Below are 21,366 nucleotides of genomic sequence, written 5' to 3'. Positions count from 1 at the left end.
CGGTCCGATTGCGTTATATTATAACATATCAAAATTCAAGCACGCATGAGGCGCCCGTGACCAAACTTCCCGTGACTGTTCTGTCTGGTTTTCTGGGGGCCGGTAAGACGACCCTCCTCAATCACGTCCTGCGCAATCGCGAAGGCCTGCGGGTGGCGGTGATCGTCAATGATATGAGCGAGGTCAATATAGACGCCGCTCTGGTCAGGGGCGGTGACGCCAACCTGTCACGCACGCAGGAAAAGCTGGTCGAAATGTCCAATGGCTGCATCTGCTGCACCCTGCGCGAAGACCTGCTGGAAGAGGTGCGCGTGCTGGCGCAATCCGGACGCTTTGATTATCTGCTGATCGAAGGCACGGGCATAGCCGAGCCCATGCCGGTGGCGGCGACCTTCGATTTCGTTGAAGAAAGCGGCGTGTCTCTGGCCGATCTGGCCCGCGTGGATACCATGGTCACGGTCGTCGATACATTCAACTTCCACCGCGATTACGGCTCCTCCGATTTTCTGGCCGATCGTGGCGAAAGTCTCGGCGAAGACGATACCCGCACCGTGGTCAATCTGCTGGTCGAACAGATAGAGTTTGCGGATGTTATTGTGCTCAACAAGCTCGACCTCGTCACCGACGACCAGCGGCGTGACGTCGAAGGCATCTGCCGTCAGTTCAATCCGCTGGCGCGCATCGTCTATGCCGAAAAGGGCGTGGTGCCGCTAAGCGACATACTCAACACGGGTCTGTTCAATATGGAGCGCGCCCAGTCGGCCGCCGGCTGGCGACAGGCGCTGGAGTTCAACACCGTCCCCGAAACCGAAGAATACGGCATATCGAGCTTTGTGTACCGCGCCCGCCGTCCGTTTCATCCGGCGCGGCTGAAGGCGGTTCTCGACCGAGAATGGCCGGGTGTGTGGCGCTCAAAGGGCTTTTTCTGGCTGGCTTCGCGCATGGACTATGTGGGGTCGTGGTCGCAGGCCGGGGCCGCGGCCACTCATGAGTGGGGCGGCTACTGGTGGGCGGCCATCCCGCCGAACCGCCGCCCGAACGACCCGGAGTCGCGCGCCTTTCTGGATCAGGTGTGGCGCGCCCCCCATGGCGACCGGCGGCAGGAAATTGTGCTGATCGGCAAGGGCATGGATCAGGCGGCGCTGAGCGCCATGTTCGATGCGGCGCTGCTGACCCCGGCCGAGTGGCAACGCGGCCCCAAAAGCTGGGCAAAACTGCCTGACCCCTTCCCCGTCTGGGGACGCCAGAGCGAGCCCGCGTGACATGCCCCTGTGCGCAGAAAATCTGGCCGTGCGACGTGGGGACGCCCTTATCGGGCTCCCTGATCTGCACTTGAGCGCCGGTCAGACCCTGGCCCTGACCGGCCCGTCCGGGGCAGGCAAGACCTCGCTGCTCCTCTGTCTGGCGGGACTGATCGCGCCCGTAAACGGTACGGTGCAGTTGGAAGACAAGCCCCTCTGGCCCAGCAAGGCCATAGATCGCGCGCGTTTGCGCGGGCGGCGCATCGGCTTTGTCTTCGCCGACTACCGCCTGATCGACTCCCTTAGCGTTATGGACAATCTTCAGATGGCCCGCGCCAGCGCCCACCTGCCGCTGGATGTCGCGCGTGCCCATCACCTGCTCGACCGGCTGGGCATATCGGCCCTGACACACCGGCGCGCGGATCGCCTCAGTCAGGGTCAGGCCCAGCGCGTGGCTCTGGCGCGTGCGGTGATGAATGCCCCGGCCCTGATACTGGCTGATGAACCGACGGCGGCTCTGGATGAGACCAATGCCGAAGCGATGTTGTCGCTGCTGCTCGATCTGGCGCAGGACGAAGGCACGGCGCTGATCGTCGCCACCCACGATGCGCGGGTGAAGGCGCGTCTGGGCGCTGTCGCCGAAGTCGTAACGGGGGCGCTGACATGATGTTCGCGCGTTTCGTACTGGCGGGCCTGTGGCGCCGCTGGGGGTCCACCGCCCTGACCCTGCTGATCGGGGCCTGCGGGCTGGCCGGGCTTATCCTGATCCTGTGGGCCCAGACCGCCCTGCCCGAAGCGGTGAAGGCGCGCATTTCCGAAACCGACATGGTGGTCGGGCCCAAGGCCTCCGGTCTCGACCTCAGCCTGTGCTGCGCCCTGCATCAGACGCCCGCCCCCGGTCTGGTGTCCCTGAATTCTATCGAAGCCCGCCTGTCCGAGCCTGATCTCAAACCCTATATCCGCGCCAGTGTACCTATCGCGCTGGGGGACAGCGTCGAAGGCATCCGCATCGTCTGGACGCGACCAGACATCGTCGGCTTCTATCACGCCCGACTGGCACAGGGGCGTCTCTGGGCGCAGCCGATGCAGATGGTCGCCGGCGCGCAGGCCGCAAAGACGCTGAATCTGCGCCTCGGTCAGACACTGGGCTCCAGTCACGGACTGGCCGGTGAAGGCGAAGCGCACGCCGCACGCTACACCGTCACCGGCATCCTGGCCCCGACGGGCGGCGTTATCGACCACCTTCTGCTGTCCGATCTGGGGTCTATCGCGTGGGTCCACGCGCACGGCCCGGACGCAGACGATCACGACCACGCCGAAGCCACAGACGGTCATCATGTCAATGCCGTTCTGGTCAGCTTCACCTCTCCCGTGGCACTGGCCGCGGCCCCTGCCCTGATCAATCAGAGCGACACCCTGTCGGCCGCCAGCCCGCAACTGGAACTGGCGCGGCTGCTCAGCCTCGTGCACCCGGTCATCTACTTCGCGACAGGGCTGTTTGTAGCCATCGGCGCTTTTGGCGCGCTGGTCCTGACTCTGTCGCTGGTACAGGCGCTGAACCGCCGGGCGCGTGACCTCACTCTGCTGCGGTTTATGGGGGCGACCTCTCTTGATCTTAGCCTGATCTGTCTGGCCGAAGCGCTGCTGATCGTCCACGCGGCGTTGGTGCTGGGCGTGGGGCTCAGCCTGTTGGGACAGTCCGCTCTCACCCACGTCCTGAGCGCCTATGGCCTGTCTCCTCACCCCGGCCTGCCCGTTGATCAATGGCCCTGGCTCTATGGGGCGGCCCTGCTGACCGCGTGCCTGAGCGCGCTTGTGCCCGCCCTGCGCCTTGCCCTGACCCGTGATGATGAAGGATTCCGCGCATGAGACGCCGCGACCTGATGTTTTTCCTGCCTGCCGCCCTAAGCCTTGCGGCCTGGCGCGAACAAAAGGCTTCGACCACCGATGGCGAACTGAGCGGCGAGCGTGCCTTTCAGCGCACCCTGCCGCGGTCATCCGACCCTTTGTGGGTGAAGCTGCGCCAGTGCAAGGTCAGCTATCACGCCAAAACCGCCCTCTACAGCCTGACCCCGACGGACGAGGTCAAGGCTCTGATCGGGCAAACCCTGAAGGTCCGAGGCTTCATCATTCCGCTCGATGGACTGGACCTGACGAAGCATTTTCTAATCGGCATCAACACGCCGGTGTGCCTGTTCCATCCTCCGGGCGAGCCCAATGAGGTGATCGAGGTGCGCAGCCTCAAGGCCGTAGCCTGGAACGACAAGCCCCTGACCATTGAGGGGCAGTTCAAACTGACCAGCAATCCGGAAATGGGCGTCTTTTTCGCTATGACGAATGCCAAGCCCGTTAAGGCGTAGGGGCTCTGTGGCACTTATGCGGGCACTTTCAGTATATGCAGTATCCGAGATAGGTGCTGGTGAACCGCCTGTGTGCGCTCAGCAGAGGTCATGCCACGCAAATCGCGCCCCAGACCCTGCAACCAGGTCGAAACCAGCGCGGCCGTCTGCCTGTCTGCCGCCGCACCCTCACGCGGAAGACGCCTGAGTGTCAGATAGGTGGTCTGACCGCGCGTATAGCGGATCATCGCCCCTACGCCGGACAGGCTCGGGTCGCGCGCCGCCTGCGATACCAGTTCCTCCATACCGCGCATGTGGTTCTGCTGCTGCGGATTATCGAAGAAATGCGTCATCCCCGCCATGAACTCGGCGCGACTTACCGTTTCTTCTGCGTAGGTTGGCGCCGTATCGTTGGCATCCGGACGGGTCAGGCGGGCATAGATGGCCGCCCATGCCGCCCCCAGAAGCGCATCGCTGGAAGAGAAATGATAGGTCGTCGCCCCCAAGGTCAGACCCGCCGCCGCCGCCGCTGCCCGGTGCGTGACCGCCGCCGCGCCGTCGCGCTCGACCAGATCGGCCGCCGCTTCGGCAATCTGGGCCTGCACAGACCCCGCCACCAGAACGCCCGGCGTATACCGATGAACTTCGGTCTGTACACAGGCGCGCAGAGGCGTGGTCCCGGCCTCCCCGCTCAGCAACAGGCGCAGCCAGCTCACGCAGCTTTCCGCGAGTACGGCCCGATCCAGCGCCGGTCGCCAGATCAGGCGGTGCATGAAGGCCTCGCCGTAAAAAAAGTGCCGCATCAGCGCGCTGTGAACCGAAAGGCCGGCGCGGGCGCACAACGCATCAAAGAAACGGGTCCACAGCGCCTGCCACTGCCGCGCAGCATCGGCATAACCAGGGTTCCGCCCGGCCAGCAGCAGGCATTCGGTCCACGCAAAGGCCAGATCCGCCGCCTCCGTGCACCACGCCTCGATCAGTCCGGCCAGGATGTGTCCGAAGGACTCTCCCTGCGCGGCGGACAGGTCCAGTGGCGTTAAATCCATCAGACGCGCCTCGCACCACTGGCTGGCGGCTTCGATGGCTTGCGCCTGGGCCGAACATAACATCTGTTCAAACCCGCCAAAATAGTAATTGATCTGAGAGGCTTGCACGCCCGCCTTCTGCCCGACGAGGCGCGCACTCATCTGTGCGCGACCGTGGCTGCGCCACATCCCGCCTACAGCCCGCAGCATACGCTCCGCAGCCGACCCCTTAGGGGAATCGCCCGCCCCGCCTTCTTGGCCCTGCAAAGCCTGACCCAAAACCCGTATAGCCATTCCAACGCCAACCCTACGCCTATATGCGCCGTCTATAGACCGGTTTGCAGCCAAAAAGCCACAACGTTTTGCGAAACGCACGCAGGGTACTGCCGTTGCAAATCCTTTATATAACCGTTCAAATTTTTACATACAAACGTTCTAACAACCGGTCAGATTAATCATTCTGGCTGGGGATAGTCATGACCGTCTTTACCTTTAACCGCGTGCGACTTGCCGCACAGACCGCGCTCATGGGCAGCCTAGCCCTTCTGAGCCTGAACGCTACTGCGTCCCATGCGGAGGCCGCAGCGTCCGCCGCCGAAGCGCCTGCCGATGCCCTGCCGGAAATCGTCGTGACGGCGCAAAAGCGCGAAACCCGGCTGCAAAAGACACCGATTTCGATTTCGGTGATGAACAAGGACGATTTCAGCAACCGCCATGTGCAGTCTCTGGCAGATCTCGGCGATGGGGCCATTCCATCGTTGCGCGTCGCACCTTTCTTCTCGCGTAGCTCGGCCCTGACCATCGGCATGCGTGGCGTCGGCAGCATGGGCGATGCCAACCAGCCCAGCCGCGATCAGGGCGTCGGCGTCTATGTCGATGGCGTCTATATGGGCCGTGCGCAGGGCCTCGGCATGGCGCTGCTCGACATCGAGCGCGTCGAAGTGCTGAAAGGGCCGCAGGGCACCCTGTTCGGGCGCAATACCGAAGGCGGCGCCATCAGCATCGTGACCAAAAAGCCCACCGGCGTCTATGGCATGAACACCACGTTCGGCCTGTCGAACTTCAATGGCTACAAGCTCGAATCGCACCTCAACCTGCCGGAAATGGACAATGTCAGCGTAAAGGCCGATCTGGTCCTGTCCAAGCGCGATGGCACGGTGAAGAACCCGCTGGACGGCGCGCCGGATTTCAACGCCTATGACAAGGGCGGCGTGCGCCTTGAAGCCCTGTGGCGGGCCAGCGACAGCGTCAGTGTGGATTATGCTTTCGACGCCTCTCGCGATGCCAGCACACCCTATTATGTGCAACTCCTGAGCAAGGGCAGCCTGCCGCTGGCACCGTTGACCCCGACCCAGCCCGACCGCGCCAAAAGCGCTCTGATCGGCGTGCCACTGCAGCACAGCGTCGGCAATACCAGCGGCCATACACTGGTCATTGACTGGAAGCTGTCGGACGGCCTGAAGCTGAAATCCATCAGTTCGTATCGCAAGCTGACGCAGTCGCAGTTCGACAACGGCTCAACCGCCCTGTCGGTCTTCGCGCCCAACGGCAATTTCAGCCGCTACAGCCTCGCCAATTTCGACCAGAGTCAGTACAGTCAGGAAATCCAGCTGATCGGCGACAACTCGCAATTCCACTATGTCGGTGGCGCCTTCTTTTACCATGAATCGGTCGCCGACGACGCCTGGGCCCCCAACACGCTGCAATGGAACGCCACCGGTACGGGCTATACCATCCTGCCGGCTCCGGTGAACGCCACCCCCTTCCCTGATCGCGCCTCGACGGCGAAAACCGACAGCGCTGGTCTGTTCGGGCAACTGACCTGGACCCCCGACGCCTTTGACGGCAAGGCCCATCTCACCATCGGGGCCCGCTATACCGAGGACAAAAAGCAGGGCGAACTGCTCAAGGTCAACGGGGCCATACCGGTGGTCAATGGCGTGGCCGCCATCCAGCATCTGGACGCCAAATGGGACCGTATCGATCCGATGGTGACCTTGGCCTACGACGTGACCGACGATATCAATCTCTACGCCAAATGGAGCACGGGCTATAAGGCTGGCGGGGCCAATTCGCGCTCGCTGACCTATCGCGCCTTCGGTCCGGAAAGCGTCGAGGCGCGCGAAATCGGCCTGAAGTCGGAATGGTTTGACCGCAGCCTGCGCTTCAACCTCGCTGCCTATGACAGCGACTATAAGGACACGCAGATCGACTTCAACGCCGTCATTCCGGGCAATACGCGCGGCACGCTGGAAACCACCAATGCGGCGGGTACAGCCAAGCTGAAGGGCGTCGAAGCCGATATCACCTATCGTCCGTTGCGCGGCCTGATCCTGGGGGCCACCTACGCCACCAACTCGACCCACCTGCCCAAGGCTCCGAACCCCTTCGTCACCGGCAACCCGCTGGTCGCGGTCTATCCGCTGTATGCGCCGAAAAACGCCTATAGCGTCACGGTGGACTATAGCCGCCCCGTTGGCAGTGCCCTGTTCAAGGCGCATCTCGACGCCAATGGCGCCAGCGGTCAGAACACCAGCTCCGCCGATCCGACCCGCAGCGACAATTCGCTGATCGTCAACGGCCGTCTGGCTCTAGCCAATATCGCCCTGCCGGGTCAGAACACCGCGCTGCAACTGTCACTGTGGTCGCGCAACCTGACGAACGAAAAGCACGTTTTCATGCGTAACTTCAACGCCGCCCTGGGCACCTACGGCATCTATAACGAGCCGCGCACCTACGGCATCGAAGCCAATATCAGCTTCTAAACCCTATCCAGCCGGGGCGCCACCTGCGTGCCCCGGTTCACCTTTCCCTGCAAAACCTATCTGCGAAAGCTAACCATGTCCAAACCCGTCCGCGCCTTAGGTCTGTGCGCCGCGCTCCTCTTCGCCGCTGTGGCCCCGCAGGCCGTGGCCCAAGCCTCCACACCGGTTGCGGTCGAAGCCCGCTCTCGTTTGATCGCCATTGAAGGAAGCAACAATTTCCGCGACATTGGCGGCTACAAAACCGCCGATGGCCGTGAAGTGAAGTGGGGCATCCTCTATCGTTCGGCCGCCATGAACCGCATCACCCCAGCCGGCTTTGGGCAGTTGAAGGCGCTGGGCATCAAGACCAATGTCGATTTCCGCGCCACGCAGGAACGCGCCAGCGCCCCGGCTGTGTGGCCCGCCGACATGAAGGTCGCGGTCTATTCGCAGGACTACGACATGGACATGACACCGTTCATGGCCTTTTTCCAGAAGGGCACAGTGACCGCCGATGACACCCGCGCGATGATGGCGGGCTTCTACGCCGATGCGCCTTTCAAGTTTGCCGATCAGTACAAGCGCCTGATGCGCCTGATTATCGACGGTGAAACCCCGCTGGTCTATAACTGCTCGGCGGGGAAGGACCGCACCGGTGTCGCCACGGCGCTCATCCTGACGATCCTGGGCGTGCCGCGCGCCACTGTGACCGAAGACTATCTGCTGTCCAACCGCTACTACACCCCGGACATGCCCAAGGCGGGTGAAAAGGAAGACCCGATGATGGCCGCCTTCCGTCGCCTGCCCCCGGACGTGGTTCAGGCCCTGATGGGGGTCGATGCGCGCTATCTCGACGCCGCGTTTGCCGCCATTGAAGCCCGTGAAGGCGGCTGGGACCGCTATGTGCGCGAAGATCTGGGCCTCAGCGCCGCCGATGTGACCACTCTGAAGACGCGCCTCCTTAAATAGCCGAACGCGTTAGAGCGCAATTCGATAAAGTGGAAACCGCTCTATCGGATTGCCCTCTCGTAGCAGACCCTAAAACCTTCGGGCGTCCGGATGATCCAGGCGAACCTCGGGAATATCAAAGGCCCGAATGACGCCCTTGGGGCGGCTGATCGCATATAACCGGCGGCCCTTGACCGTCTTGTCCCAGACGAAGGCCTGCCCCTCGGCGGCGATGTCGATGGTCGCCAGATGGATCAGAACCGGCCCCAGACGCGGCTTGGCCAGCACATAAAGCTCGGTGCGGTCGTGCCCCAGCAGATAAAGCAGGCCGTCCGGGCCGATGCCGCCACCGGAGGCCGCATTAGGGGCCATGCGCGCCTGAACCGCGTCAGGGATCAGCCAGCCGCCGGTGCGTCGCCACTGCGCGTCATAGGTGACGATGGCGCTGTAGCGGCTGCTCTTGAACCCCGTGCCGCCCTTGTCGTCATAATGGGCAAAGCCCGCCATATAGCCGCCCCGATAGGGCTCGAAAAAGGTCAGAGAGCCTTCGTCCAGCAACCCCAGACCGTGGCTGCGTTTATGGGTCATGGTGCGGGCATCGAACACCTCGACCGAAGACCCCATAGGCACTTCGGGGAAGTTGGAATTGGCGCACCACAGTTCGTTATGGGCCGCATAGCACGAATTGATGTGGCGGATCGGCCCGTTGCGCGGGCTGGTCCAGCGGGCGATCAGCGCCCCGCTCTGCTTGTCGTACTTGCCGATGATCGAATTGACCACCGCATAGACGTAGCGGCCATCGACCGCCACGCCCTGACGGGCTTCCGGGGCAGGATATTCGCGGATCAACTTGGCCGTCCCGGTCTGCACCACCGGCGGCGTCCACTCTTCCAGCTTCGGGAAGCCGCTCGATTGAGCGGCCACGGGCGATACCGTCAAGGTCAGCAGGGCGGCAAGGGCGAGAGCGCGCATATCAGGCCTCATTTCAACGGCAGGGCATAGACAGCAATGTGATTGGCGACCGGACGCTCGCGCCCCGGTATGCCCGTATGGATGGGGCGGTTCAGCACATCCGGCTTGTGGTTGGCCCCCTCCCTGACAAGGGTCGAGGAACCGCCGCCATCCAGATTGATAGCATCCGCCGCGCCGAGCGCCACAAACAGGTCCGTCAGTTCTGTGAGGGTCGCCCCTTCGCTATAGCCCTTCTGGCGACCATCGACGACCACCAGCCAGGCGGTGTGGCCATCTGCCGACACACCGATGGCGGTGCGCGGGGCGCGGGTCATGGCGTAATTGTTATCGAAGGCCAGAAAGCTCTGCACGTGCCGATCGCTGAGCAGGCGCGGCCCCGCAGCGACGGCGTCGGTTTGCCCCGCCGGGCAGACCTGACCCTCGCGGATCAGCACCTGCGCCGCCTTGAAACAGACGATAGAGTTGACGCGGATATCGAGGTCGGTCTCGACCGGCGAGACCCTCTGCCCATGCGACAGGGCGGCACCGGAGACGTTAACCGGGTCGCCGCTCTTGGGGTAATAGTCGTCCGCCCCCTTGCTACCACCCGCAAAGGGCAGGAAGTAGCTGGCATTGATCACGATTTGCGCCCCGGAGCGGCGCTGATATTCGCTGGCCGTCAGCGCGACGTGTTCCATGCCTTTCGAGCGGTCGCCCGGCGTCACCTCAAAGTGCAAACCCGCCCGCGTCAGGTTCAGCGTCACGATATGCGCCACCATGGGCTCATCGCCGCCCCTCACCCGCTTCTCATAACGGACGCCGTCGAACAGCGGCGTGGCGGGGGCTTCGAGGCTGAGCGGCGGCAGGGGTTCGGCCTGAAGCGCCGCAGGGATAGACAGCAGCAGAAGCGCCGCAAGAACAGATTTCATGTGTTGAACTCACAAAAAGAAACGGACAGGCCGAAGCCTGTCCACAGCCTGCCTATTGCTTGAAGGCGACGCCCAGCCAGAACTGGCGACCGAAATAGTTTAGGTCACGCACACCGTACTGATCGTAGTTTTCGCGATGCTGGTCCGTCAGGTTACGGATTTCGCCGATGATCTGATAGCGGCCCAGAGAATAGCGGGCGGTAAAATCGACCTGCTTCCACGCCTTGTCATAACGGTTGGTCGAAGGGTCCGTCGTTGAGAAGGAGGTGTAGCGCTCCCCTGTATAGGCATAGGAGACGCGCGCCTTCAGCGGGCCGTCTTCGTAGAAGACCGCGACATTGGCCTGATGCGCCGGCTGACGGTTGAGACGGTCGGTACGCACGCCATTGGGAAGATCGGCACGGCCATGCAGGCGGGTATAGTTGGCCGATGCCCCGAAGTTCCTCAACAGACCCGGCAGGACATCGAAATTGTTCTTGATCACGCTGAATTCCAGACCGGAAATGGTGGAATTGGCCACGTTCTGAGGCTGGGTCACCGTATATTCGGCCCCGTCAATGATCGTCTTGCCCAGCGTTATCGAATAAATTTCATCCTTCAGGTCTTTGGCAAAGGCCGCGACCGAAATCATGCCCGCCTTGTTGGGGAAGTAGATTTCCAGAGCTGCATCGTAGTTTTTGGCCTTGCGCGGCTTCAGGTCGGGATTGCCGCGTGTCAGCGTGAGACTGCTCGCATTGAGACTTTCATTGGTGCCAAGATCGGAAGGGTTGGCGCGACCGATGGCCTCGAAATAGGCCGTGCGGAACTTAAGGTTCGGGAGGATGGTATAGCTAAAGACCACCGAGGGCAGGAAGTTGTCGTACGTGCCCTTGCGAGTCAGCGGCGTGACCGTGTTGCCATTGACGCGATAACCATTCACTTCGGTCGCCGTATCCTCGTAGCGGCCGCCAAAGATCAGGCTGTGGCGTTCACCGGCGTGGCGCAGTTGCACGTAAAGCGCATCGACGCCTTCGGTCACCACATAGTCGTTGCTGATGCGGTTGAGCGCCGTGGTGGCGGTGTTGAGGACAAACTTCGTCGGATTGGCGCGGCGATCCGCCTGAAACTTGTCGAAATCAATAAACAACTGGCGCGTCGTGGCATTGACCGAGGTGTAGTCGGCCGGCATCAGAACATCCTCCAGCGTCGAGGTCTGGCCCGCCGCCAGGGCGTAAACGTCCTGATAGCGGTCAAAATCGCGCGTCAGATCGCGCGTCTTGGCCCCGGCCCCGAAGCCCCAGCCGTGATCCCCACGCTCCATATTGAAGCGCCAGTCGAGCGAAGCCTCGGTGATATATTCGTCGCTGTCGTCCTCGTAGGGGGTGTAGCTGTTGAACTTGTAATTGAACGGGGTGAGGAAGGTCGTCGGGTTATCCAGCACCGCCGTCGGGATGCCGTCATTGATCGCGTAATTATAGGCATTAGCCGCCGAGGTGGCGAGATTGTACTGCAACTGGTTGGAGGCTTCGACGAAGGAGGCTTCCGAATAGGCGGCGCGGAACTTGACAATGTTACGATCGTCCGGAGTCCAGTCGGCGCTGGCCTGCACAATGGTCAGCGGCTTGTCGATGGGGAAGTCGTTGAACCGGACGAAGCCGCCGGCGGTCGTCACGCGCGCCTTGTTGCCGGAGGTCAGGGCCGTGTCGGTCGAAACCGTCCCGCGCGTCAACTGATGCGAATGGCGCAGTTCGTTATCGGCCTGAATATAGTAGGTCGTGGTCAGGGCGGTCTTCAGCGTCTCAGAGGGACGCCATTCCAGTTTCAGCGTGCCGCCGTAGCGATCGACCGAGTTGGGGTAGCTCGACCACAGATGCGCCGACTGCACCGGGACGCCGTTGGTCAGACTGTAGCTGCCGGGGACGAAGCGCTCCTGATCGCGGCGCTTGCGCGAGAAGGCCCCGGTGAACAGGACGCCGAACTGATCTTGGCTGCCGAAGGTCGTCGAAACCGTGCCGTCGAAACGGAAATTGGCCCCGTCGTCGCTGCTGCGGCCATAGCCCTTGCCGGGCACCTTCTGGCTGTCGCTGGTGCCGACAAAGGCGCTGCCGACCCAATAGAGCCCCTTGCGGTCAAAGGCTGAACGGGTGATCAGATTGAGCGTACCGCCAATGGCATTGCCTTCCATGTCCGGCGTGCGCGACTTGAACACCTCCAGGCGCTTCACCGCCGAGGTCGGCACGGACTCCAGATTGAGCTGACGGTTGCCGCGTTCGGAAGTGGCGATGGTCGAACCATCGAACGAACCGACGGTGAAGTTGGGGTCAAGGCCGCGAATGCCGACAAAGCGGCCTTCGTCCTCATCGAACTCGGTCTGCACGCCCGGCATGCGGCGGAAAGAATCCGAGATATTGTAATCGGGCTGCTGCCCCAGTTCGTCGCCGGTCATGAACTCGGCGATGCGCTCATCGGCGTCCTTCAGGATCATGAGCTGACGGTTTTGCAGGCGAAAGCCCGTCACAACCACTTCCTGCACCGGCTCAGCCGCAGGCGCTTCCTGCGCGTGAGCGGACACAAGGCCCGTAGCCATCATAGCCAGGGTCAGGGTCGAAACGCCCAGACCTAGTTGGGATTTACACATAATCAGCCTCCAGCACCCGAATTGCGATGACGGGGCAATTAAACCCATTATGCGTATTATTTATGACATTTGAACTGGAATTTCCGGATATGATTCCCGATTTCGGGCATTTATAGCGGAATTTAAACCCATTATGCGTAATTTAAAGAAGGGTTTTGCTTTATATTGACGCATCGTGTGTTATAAATGCGACGCCGCATTTATCTTGCAGCCCCCGCAACGCCAAGCTATCTGGCTGTGAGATTGCCCTATGACCCGACCGCCGTTTGACTGGACTCTTAATGCTTGCCCTGACCGATCCGTTGCTGCCGACCTCCGCCACTGAACGCCGCATACTCAGTCTGGTCCAGAGCCGTCAGGCCACCACGCAGGCCGACATCGTGGCGCACACCGGCCTCAAACAGCAGACCGTGTCGCGTACGGTAGGCGACCTGATCGAACAGGGCTTCCTGCTCGCCGGGGACCGCGTGGCTTCGGGACGCCGGGGACCGCCGGGTACGGCCCTGTCGCTGAATCCCGATCACCTTTTTACGCTGGGCGTGTCCATCATGGCCGACGCCGTCTCTGTCCTGCTGATGGACCTTGCCGGGCAGGATCGCGGCTATCGGCGCTTCACCCCGCCGGTCATGTCGCGCGAAGGCGTACTGGACGGCGTGCAGCAGGCCTTTGCCGATCTCTGCGCTGACGCAGCCATCAGCCCCCGACGGGTCATCGGCATCGGCATCGGCATTACCGGGTTTGCGCTGGAGGACGGGCGACGCTTCAATGGTCCACGCAGCCTTGATGAGTGGGCCGGTGTCGATGTGGCCGAAATCTTCGAAGAGACCTTTGGTCTGCCCGCCTGGGCCGATAATGACGGCAATGTCGCTGCCGCTGGCGAAAGTCTGGTTGGCATTGGCCGCTGGGCGCGCACCTTTGCCTATATGTATATCGCCACCGGCTTTGGAGGCGGGCTGGTGATTAACGGGCAACTGATGCGCGGTGTGCATGGCAATGCCGGAGAATTTGCCGGCTCCCTGCCCAAATTTGTTTACACGCCCCCCACACTGGAACTGCTGCGCCACTGCTTCGCGCGCCGGGACGAGGAATACGACACCATAGGCGACATGCTTAACGCGCTGAATATCCACTCGCCTGCGGTCAATGACTGGCTAAATCGTATCAGCGACTCCCTGTCTCTGGCCTGTTCGGCCTGCGCCGCTATCGTTGATCCGCAGGCCATCGTCATCGGGGGCCGCGTGCCACGCGCCCTGGCCGAACGCATGATCGAGCGCGTGGATTTGCGCCATGCGCCGCGGCGCGGTTTTGACCGGCCTCAGCCGCGCGTCGTTCCCTCAGAAGTCACCGGCGACGCCACCGCTTTAGGGGCCGCCGCCGTACCGCTCAAGCTGCGGGTGTTCAAAACCGAACTGTTTTAAGCCCTGTCATATCGGTGTGCGCAACGGCCTCTATGCTTAGCCTGTGAAACTTGCCAACATGCCCTCGCCGTCGCGTCTGAAGCTTGCCTATGGTCTGGCCAGCTTTGGCAAGGCCTTGTTGTGGAACGCCTCCAGCCTGTTGTTCATCTTTTTCCTGACCGAAGCCGTGGGCCTCGCTGCGGATGTCGCCGGTAGCATTATCGGCGCTTCACTTGTGCTCAATGCCATAGCGGACCTGGTGATCGGTCGTCTGATGACGCGCTTTGTCTCCCACGCCGCCGCAGCGGCGCGGGCTCAATTCTACGGCAGCCTGCTGGCCGGGCTGTGCTTCGTCCTCTTCACCTATGCTGGTCGCATGCCGCAGGAGGCGCGCCTTATCTACACCATCGCCGCCCTGATGGCGTTTCGCATCGCCTATGCCCTCTACGACGTGCCGCATAACACCTATTTCGCCCTAGCTTCGTCTTCGGACTCGGACCGTTTCGGTCTGGCCTCCATCCGCTATATCGCCAGCGGCGCGGCGACCCTGTTTCTGACCGGCGTCACAGCCTCGTGGGTGCGGCACACAGGCCTTCACCATATGGGGAAGATCAGCGTGGTGTCAGGCCCGGACTTCTTTCTGATCTCTCTGGCCCTCGTGACCCTGTCTTGCGGTTTTGCCTTCCTGCTGTCGCGGCACCACGCCGGCGAAGTCATGGTCTCACCACACACACCGGTCCCGCCCGCCCGCTTGGCTCTCACGGCAGGTGCAGGGCCCAGCCCGGCCTATCTTTATCTTATCGCGGCCATGGTGTGCGTTTCGGCCACCGGCCCTTTTTTCGACAAGCTGGAACCCTATTTCACCGCCTATGCAGCGCCGGACGCCGTGTCAGCGTTGGGCTTCATGACCTTTGTGGCGCTGGGCAAGCTGCTCAGTCAGCCGCTGTGGGCGTGGCTGACCCGTCGTCAGACACCGGAAACCCTATATACCCTTACCGCCCTGTTTCTGGCCGCCGCCTGCGTGGCCTTTTTTACCCTGAGCCGTCTGACCCCGCCCCTCACCCTGAGCATTGGCCTCCTCTATGGGGCCGCTGGCGGGGGTGTCTCCATGTACACCTGGGGGCTGTTCGCCAAGGCCGTGGCGTCCGACGCGGCTCAGGCCACCAAATGGTTTGGCCTGTTCACCTTTGGGGCCAAGCTGGCACAGGCCGCCGCCGTCTACGCGGTGGGGATGGGACTGGAACGCATTCCTTATCGCGCCGCTGGTCAGGGCGGCGACGCTATCGTCGCCCTGATGGTGCTGCCCTCGCTCGCCGGGGCTTTGGCCGTTGCGCTCATTTCCTTACGTCTGCGCAGGCTGTCGCTGCAAACCCCATCTACGTAGGGGCCCCGAGCAGGCTGCCGACACGCTGATTTCATTCCGCTCCAAAAAACAATCGCTTCAGCGGCAGAAGGCTGGCGCCGATAGCCGCGACCTCCCCGGAGGCTTCGGCCGGAACGATGCGCGCCACCGGTCGCGGCACGCTGCGGCGTTTCTGATCGAACAGCTCGATGTGCGGAATGACGCGATGCGCCAGCTCTGTAGGCATCTGCCCGCCCAGAACGATAGCGTCCACATCCAGTATGGCCGTGGCGTTCGAAGCGATAATGGACAGAGAATCCTTCACGCGCGCGATCCATTCTTCAATTGCGGGCCAGTCGGCGTTAAATCCCTGCACCATCGCATCGACCGTGTCGAAGGCCTCTCCCTCACGCACCACCAGTTGCCGCAACAGCTCCAGATTAGGAAATGGAAAGATGTGTGGCGGCAGGCCGCCGGCAAATTCACCGGCATTGCCGTGCCGCCCCCGCCACGGCTCGCCGTCAAGGATGACCCCGCCCCCGACGCCTGCTGAAATATACAGATAGGCAAAGCTGTCGGCCCAGCGCCCGACGCCAAACTGGCTTTCGGCCACGGCAGCGGCATTGCCGTCATTATCAGCAAGGGCGATCACACCAAAGCGGTCAGCGAACAGCCGCTCGACATCTATCCCGGCCCATTCCTCGAGATAGGTGGGCGTGTTGAACCCGCCGCCCGCGATGAAGGAGCCCGAAACGGCGATTCCTATACCGGTTAGCTGCGAACGCGCGTAGCCGACCGAACCGCAGAGTTCATCGAGCGCTTCATCCACCGCGTCCAGCGTGCGCGACACCCCCACCGGATTGAGCGACAGCCCTTTCTGGGCACGGGTCGCGCCTGAAAAATCACTAATGACCAAGGATACACGACCGGCCAGAACGGCAATACCGAGGCTGAAACCGTGTTCAGGCCGCAGCGACAATGCCGTGCTGGGATAGCCCCGACGGCCCTCGGCACTGACCCGCCCGCCCGTGCCCACCAACCCTGTCTCACCTAAGCGCGCCAGAATGCGCGAAACGGACTGCTGCGTCAGTTGGGTCTGTTCGACAAGCCCGGACTGGGTCAGGGCGCGATGGCGAAACAACAGGCCCAGAACGCGCCGATCATTGCGGCCAAGCTCGGGAATCAAAGGGATATCGATCTGCATGAGGGCCTCATACCCCATTTTATATAAAGACACACTTTATTTGTGCCTTGTCACATTAAATACACTTAAAGTGTGTTAATTGGCGCCTGACACGAAAATTTCCCGCTTCACTCTACACATTGTGTGTATTTTGAGCGTGGCTCCAAGGGGACCGTTATGACCAACCACCGCTCTCACTGGCGTAACCGCCTTTTCCTCAGCGCCGCCCTGGCCGGCCTCAGTGCCGCATCGGCCATGGCGCAAACCGCGCCGGATAAGACGGACCCGGCTGACGCTACCGAGGTGATCGTCACGGCGACGCGCCGGGCCGAGTCGATGCAAAAAGTACCTGTCGCGGTCTCGGTGCTGAAAGGCGACGATCTCGCTCGCGCCAATCTGAACGGGCTGCGCGAAATCTCGTCTCAGGTGCCGTCATTCAACTTCCGTCAGGCGGCTTCCTATAAGGATCAGGCGCTGTTTCTGCGCGGGCTGGGCACCTCTTCGACCTCGCCGGGCGTTGAACCCACCGTCTCCACCGTCATCGACGGCGTAGTGCTGGGCCGTCAGGGGCAGGCGTCGCTGGACCTGCTGGATGTCGAACGCATCGAAGTGCTGCGCGGCCCGCAAGGGACGCTGTTCGGTAAGAACGCCTCGGCTGGCGTTCTGAATATCGTCACGCGCACGCCGGGCGAAGCGTTCCGCGCCTACACAGATCTCGGCCTCTATGAAGGGAATGAATGGCGCGTGCGCGGCGGCGTTTCTGGCGCGATCATGCCCGGCAAGTGGGCGGCCAGCCTGAATGTCACGGCCTCACACTTCGATGGTAATGCGCGCAATGTGTTTAATGGCCAAAAGGTCAACGGCTACGATAATTACGGCGCGCGTACCAAATGGCTGTTCACCGTCTCAGACAGCCTGACCACCACCCTGACGGCGGATTTCTCGCACAACAAGACGACCGCCCCCAATGGTCTTGTCGCGCGCACCGTGAAGCTGGCTTATCCGACCAATGCGGTAACCTCGTCGCCCGCCTTTGCCACAGCCGTGGCCCCTGCCGAGGTCAGCGACACGACGCGCAACGTCAATATCAATTACCCAACCTATGCGCTGGACGATACCTGGGGCGTCGCGCTTCAGGCCGACAAGCGTCTGGGTGATTTTACACTGACTTCGATCACCGCCTACCGTTTCTGGAAAAACACGCAGTTTCAGGATCAGGACAAGCTGCCCGGCGCGGTGATCGGCCTGCCTCAGCAGCACGACCGCGGCGATCTGCATTACGACCAAATGTCGCAGGAACTGCGGCTGGCCTCGCCCAAGGGGGGACGCTTTGACTATGTGGCCGGTGTCTATCTGTTCCGTGGCACAGACAGCGAAGTCTATACGCGCACTGTGACTATACTCAGCGCCACCTCGACGACCACCCATTCGGGCACCTCGCGCTTTGGCGTCACCAATGACAGTGCCGCCCTCTTCGCCGAGGGCAACTACCATTTTTCGCCTGCCCTGAGGGCGGTTCTGGGGCTGCGCCTGACTCATGATGAGGTCAGCTACCGCTTCAACCGCATCTCCACCTCACCGGTGGCGGTGACCGGTATTCAGGCCCCCTACGCCAGCGAAGGCCAGACCGACGCCACCGAAATGTCCAGTCGCGCCGGGCTTCAGTACGACCTGTCCGCCTCGGCTATGTTCTATGTCACCTATTCGCGCGGCTATAAGGGACCGGCCTACAGCCTCGCCTTCAGCACCCTGCCGCAGGACACCATCGCTCTGAAACCGGAACTGTCCGATGCGGTGGAACTGGGGCTGAAGTCGCGCCTGTTTGACCGCCGCGTAATGGCCAATTTCGCCGTCTTTGAACAGAAGGTGGACAATTATCAGGTGCCCTTCTTCGACACCTATAATGGCTCATCGGTTACCCGCCTGATCAATGCGGGCAAGGTGTCCACGCGCGGCGTCGAAGGCGATGTCAGCGCCCGCGCCAGCGACGCACTCAGCCTGTCGGGGTCTTTTGCCTATACGGATGCCAAGATCGAGCACTTCCTCTGCCCGCCCGGCGCGGCTTCATCGTGCTTCGTCGATGGCGGCGTGCTGACTTTTGCCCCGAAATGGAAGGGCGTCGCCCGTGCCAGTTACCGTCTGCTGTCTCTTGGCACGACTGATGTCCTGATCAATGCCGACGTTACCTACCGCAGCCGCACCCAGTACAGCATCAACCAGACCCCGGATACGGTCTCGCCTGCCTACACCCTGTGGAATGCCAGCCTCAGCTACCGCACCGCTGGCGGGTTTGAAATCAATCTGATCGGCAAAAATCTCGGCGATACGTCCTACTCCCCCTATCTGCAACAGTTCGGTCAGGGGGTGACGCGATTTGTACCGCGCGACGACCAGCGTTATATCGGCATCAACCTGCACAAGGATTTCTGATCATGACCAATGGATACAGCCCCACCACCGGCTTATCAGGTCAGTCGCGCCGCGGTGTCCTCTTCGGTGTCACGGCGGCCGCTTCCGCCTCATTTCTGAAAGCGGCTGCCGCGGTTGCGCCGGCTGTGGACGGGGGGCGCAAATTCATGGCAGATGGCCGCGTCCGCGGCTTTGCCGGCAATACCCTCATCTGCCATTTGCCGCAGCAGGGCGCCGACAGTGCGGCGTTTAACGCCCTGCTCGACATCTATCGCAATGCGTCGGATTACCCCTTCCTGGCAAACGCCACCCTGTTGCCGCCGTCCAGCTATCATATGACGATCTTTGGCGGGGCGAATGATCAGGGCCGGGGCAAGCCCGGCCAATGGCCGCAGGGCGTGCCCAGCGACCTGCCGCTTGAGGCCTGTCATCGCCTGATGGCCGAACGCCTCAAAGGTTTTCGCTCTGGTCTGAACCTGCCTATCCGTATGAAGGTCGATCTGGAAGCACCGGCCCCCGAAGGCGGGGCCATAACCCTGCCCTTGCTGCCGGTCGATGCCGCCCAGTCGCAACAGCTGCGCGACCTGCGCCGCCGCCTGTCCGAGGCCACCGGCATCCGTATCAGTGATCCGGACACCTATGGCTTTCACATCTCGCTGGCCTACTGGATCAAGCCCCTTACGCCTGAACAGGCTAAGGCATTTGACCGCGCCCACCGGCAATGGCGCACCACCTTGTCAAAAGCCGCCCCCGTCATCGCGCTGGGCGCGCCGGAATTCTGCGTTTTCAAGGACATGTTCGCCTTTGAACGGCAGTTTTATCTTGAATAACAAGGCCGCAGTATGGATGGTGGCCTTATAATACCGAGACTGTCTCATATGCATCAGAGAGATGAGACAGTCTAGAAGGGCATACCAACCGTCATTTTTAATAACCCTTGGTATAAACTCAGTCTGCACATAGAAGGAAACGTCCTTCGATTGCATAGCCCCTCAAACCTATTTGGCTCAAGCGTGGCGGGCCGAAATGTGCCCGAAGAAGACGTTGCGGGCTCTAAAACCCTACCAATTAGAGCGAAATGACTTTAAGCTGAATCGCCATTTTGCTCTAAATTTTTGTTTTGTCGCGATGTTTTTGCGGAAAACCGCTCACACTTTTCCGCACATCGCTCTAGCGGACGGTAGAAACTTCGGGCAGCAGAAGTGGTCCCTCCAATCTATTCGACAAATGATTTATGATCGACTCATTGACCGCCAAGCATCTCAATAAGAGGGCCAGGTTCGTCGGTCTGGATCGTATTAACACCTTTTGTGATCATAGCTTTCCAGGTGCGACCGCCGTCGCGCAGGGCGTCAAGGTCGCCGCCGTGACCGATTACGCTGATCACGCCGACCGAGGTCAGCGTGTTGGCCCAAAGCCTGACCTTGTGCGCTTTGGTTTCGGCCGCAATGGCCTCGAACTCGGCCTGAGTGGTGAAGACCAGCTCGATGCCGACCGGCTTTTTGGGACCGCTCAGCTGCTGACGCGCCACCGCTTCGATGGCATCGCCACCGGGATCGGAGCGCCAGTGCCCGACGATGGGCATGAAGGGCGTCTTCGCATACAACGGATCTTCGACCAGCGGCGTCCCCAAAGTCTTGGCCAGCTTCTTGACGAGCACCTGATCCGACATACCTGCGGCTTCGACCTCGGCGATGACCTGCGGGTAGATGTCTTCCTTGATGTCGAGATTGAGCATGATGCGCCCCCGGGCCGCCGCCAGTACCTCGGCCAGTGTCAGGACACGCTCATCGGTCAGGGTCGGCGATATCTCGCCGCCAAAGTTCTGGCGCAAGCGCAGGCTGAGCACCTCCGACAGGGTCTTGTCGGCCAGCTTGCCCGAGCCATTGGTGGTACGGTCCAGAGTCGCATCGTGCAGGATGACCAGTTGGCCGTCCTTTGTCCGCCGGACATCGACCTCGGCCATATCAACCCCCAACCTTACGCAGTGTTCCAGCGCCAGTCGCGAATTTTCCGGCGCTTCGTCGAGACCGGCAGAAGGGACCGCGTTGTGACAGGCGCGATGGGCGACCACAAAAACCCCGGCATCCGGATTGTCCAGCTTCTGACGGATCAGCTCGACCGGGGTCGCGGCCAAGGCCGGAAAGGCCAAAGCCGCACTAAGAGCATAGACAAGGGTCTGGGTACGATACATAAGGATAGCTTCCGGATAACAACGCAATAAATGAAAATGTCAGAGCG

The 21,366-nt window shown here is 61.7% G+C and carries 16 protein-coding genes; 10 read left to right on the top strand and 6 right to left on the bottom strand.

Annotated features, from left to right (window positions below; translation table 11 throughout):
* The first annotated feature begins 56 nt into the window (after positions 1–56).
* From zigA to AACH73_RS04345, 4 genes are read left to right on the top strand one after another with little or no spacing between them, the layout of a single operon-like run.
* Positions 57–1,262, top strand: coding sequence for a zinc metallochaperone GTPase ZigA (gene zigA / locus AACH73_RS04360; RefSeq protein WP_338735536.1), 1,206 nt, complete (start codon positions 57–59; stop codon positions 1,260–1,262).
* 1 nt (position 1,263) lies between these two features.
* The gene (locus AACH73_RS04355) at positions 1,264–1,908 is read left to right on the top strand and encodes an ATP-binding cassette domain-containing protein (RefSeq protein ID WP_338735535.1); all 645 of its coding nucleotides are present in this window, start codon (positions 1,264–1,266) and stop codon (positions 1,906–1,908) included.
* Entirely contained in the window at positions 1,905–3,110 is a 1,206-nt protein-coding gene (locus tag AACH73_RS04350; RefSeq protein WP_338735534.1) for an FtsX-like permease family protein, read from the top strand. The genes AACH73_RS04355 and AACH73_RS04350 overlap by 4 nt, the downstream gene beginning before the upstream one ends.
* The gene (locus AACH73_RS04345) at positions 3,107–3,601 is read left to right on the top strand and encodes a DUF3299 domain-containing protein (RefSeq protein ID WP_338735533.1); all 495 of its coding nucleotides are present in this window, start codon (positions 3,107–3,109) and stop codon (positions 3,599–3,601) included. The genes AACH73_RS04350 and AACH73_RS04345 overlap by 4 nt, the downstream gene beginning before the upstream one ends.
* Positions 3,602–3,615: 14 nt before the next feature.
* Here the strand turns inward: AACH73_RS04345 and AACH73_RS04340 are convergent, their stop codons facing one another.
* Positions 3,616–4,815 carry a hypothetical protein gene (locus AACH73_RS04340; protein ID WP_272740425.1) on the bottom strand — a complete coding sequence of 400 codons (1,200 nt, stop codon included), beginning with the start codon at positions 4,813–4,815 and terminating at the stop codon, positions 3,616–3,618.
* 266 nt (positions 4,816–5,081) lie between these two features.
* On the opposite strand from AACH73_RS04340, the gene AACH73_RS04335 reads away from it, so the two are divergent.
* Both AACH73_RS04335 and AACH73_RS04330 read left to right on the top strand, forming a co-directional pair.
* On the top strand, positions 5,082–7,370 hold the full coding sequence (locus AACH73_RS04335; RefSeq protein ID WP_338735532.1) for a TonB-dependent receptor: 2,289 nt from the start codon (positions 5,082–5,084) through the stop codon (positions 7,368–7,370).
* Positions 7,371–7,445: 75 nt separating this feature from the next.
* Positions 7,446–8,318 (top strand): tyrosine-protein phosphatase, encoded by an 873-nt coding sequence (locus AACH73_RS04330; RefSeq protein WP_272740427.1) that lies wholly within the window; start codon positions 7,446–7,448, stop codon positions 8,316–8,318.
* Positions 8,319–8,387: 69 nt separating this feature from the next.
* Here AACH73_RS04330 and AACH73_RS04325 read toward each other — a convergent pair whose 3' ends face one another.
* From AACH73_RS04325 to AACH73_RS04315, 3 genes are read right to left on the bottom strand one after another with little or no spacing between them, the layout of a single operon-like run.
* A complete protein-coding gene (locus AACH73_RS04325) occupies positions 8,388–9,269 on the bottom strand; it encodes a hypothetical protein (protein ID WP_272740428.1) in 882 nt (293 codons plus the stop codon).
* Between the two features lie 8 nt (positions 9,270–9,277).
* A complete protein-coding gene (locus AACH73_RS04320) occupies positions 9,278–10,177 on the bottom strand; it encodes a phosphodiester glycosidase family protein (protein WP_272740429.1) in 900 nt (299 codons plus the stop codon).
* A gap of 52 nt (positions 10,178–10,229) precedes the next feature.
* A complete protein-coding gene (locus tag AACH73_RS04315) occupies positions 10,230–12,794 on the bottom strand; it encodes a TonB-dependent receptor (RefSeq protein ID WP_272740430.1) in 2,565 nt (854 codons plus the stop codon).
* A gap of 281 nt (positions 12,795–13,075) precedes the next feature.
* On the opposite strand from AACH73_RS04315, the gene AACH73_RS04310 reads away from it, so the two are divergent.
* Together AACH73_RS04310 and AACH73_RS04305 are read left to right on the top strand one after the other, a co-directional pair.
* Positions 13,076–14,212: an ROK family transcriptional regulator gene (locus AACH73_RS04310; protein ID WP_272740431.1), complete on the top strand. Its 1,137-nt coding sequence runs from the start codon at positions 13,076–13,078 to the stop codon at positions 14,210–14,212.
* A 58-nt stretch (positions 14,213–14,270) separates the two neighbouring features.
* Positions 14,271–15,575 (top strand): MFS transporter, encoded by a 1,305-nt coding sequence (locus AACH73_RS04305; RefSeq protein WP_303651360.1) that lies wholly within the window; start codon positions 14,271–14,273, stop codon positions 15,573–15,575.
* A gap of 31 nt (positions 15,576–15,606) precedes the next feature.
* Here AACH73_RS04305 and AACH73_RS04300 read toward each other — a convergent pair whose 3' ends face one another.
* Positions 15,607–16,737: an ROK family transcriptional regulator gene (locus AACH73_RS04300; protein WP_272740433.1), complete on the bottom strand. Its 1,131-nt coding sequence runs from the start codon at positions 16,735–16,737 to the stop codon at positions 15,607–15,609.
* 156 nt (positions 16,738–16,893) lie between these two features.
* Between AACH73_RS04300 and AACH73_RS04295 the strand changes: the two genes are divergently transcribed.
* Positions 16,894–19,146 (top strand): TonB-dependent receptor, encoded by a 2,253-nt coding sequence (locus AACH73_RS04295; protein ID WP_338735531.1) that lies wholly within the window; start codon positions 16,894–16,896, stop codon positions 19,144–19,146.
* A gap of 2 nt (positions 19,147–19,148) precedes the next feature.
* The gene (locus AACH73_RS04290) at positions 19,149–19,955 is read left to right on the top strand and encodes a DUF1868 domain-containing protein (protein ID WP_272740435.1); all 807 of its coding nucleotides are present in this window, start codon (positions 19,149–19,151) and stop codon (positions 19,953–19,955) included.
* 413 nt (positions 19,956–20,368) lie between these two features.
* Here AACH73_RS04290 and AACH73_RS04285 read toward each other — a convergent pair whose 3' ends face one another.
* On the bottom strand, positions 20,369–21,319 hold the full coding sequence (locus tag AACH73_RS04285; RefSeq protein WP_272740436.1) for a glycerophosphodiester phosphodiesterase family protein: 951 nt from the start codon (positions 21,317–21,319) through the stop codon (positions 20,369–20,371).
* Positions 21,320–21,366: the final 47 nt, after the last annotated feature.

The organism is Asticcacaulis sp. DW145, from assembly GCF_037101385.1.
GTDB classification, from domain to species: Bacteria; Pseudomonadota; Alphaproteobacteria; order Caulobacterales; family Caulobacteraceae; genus Asticcacaulis; species Asticcacaulis currens.
This window is presented reverse-complemented; position numbering and strand designations above follow the sequence as displayed.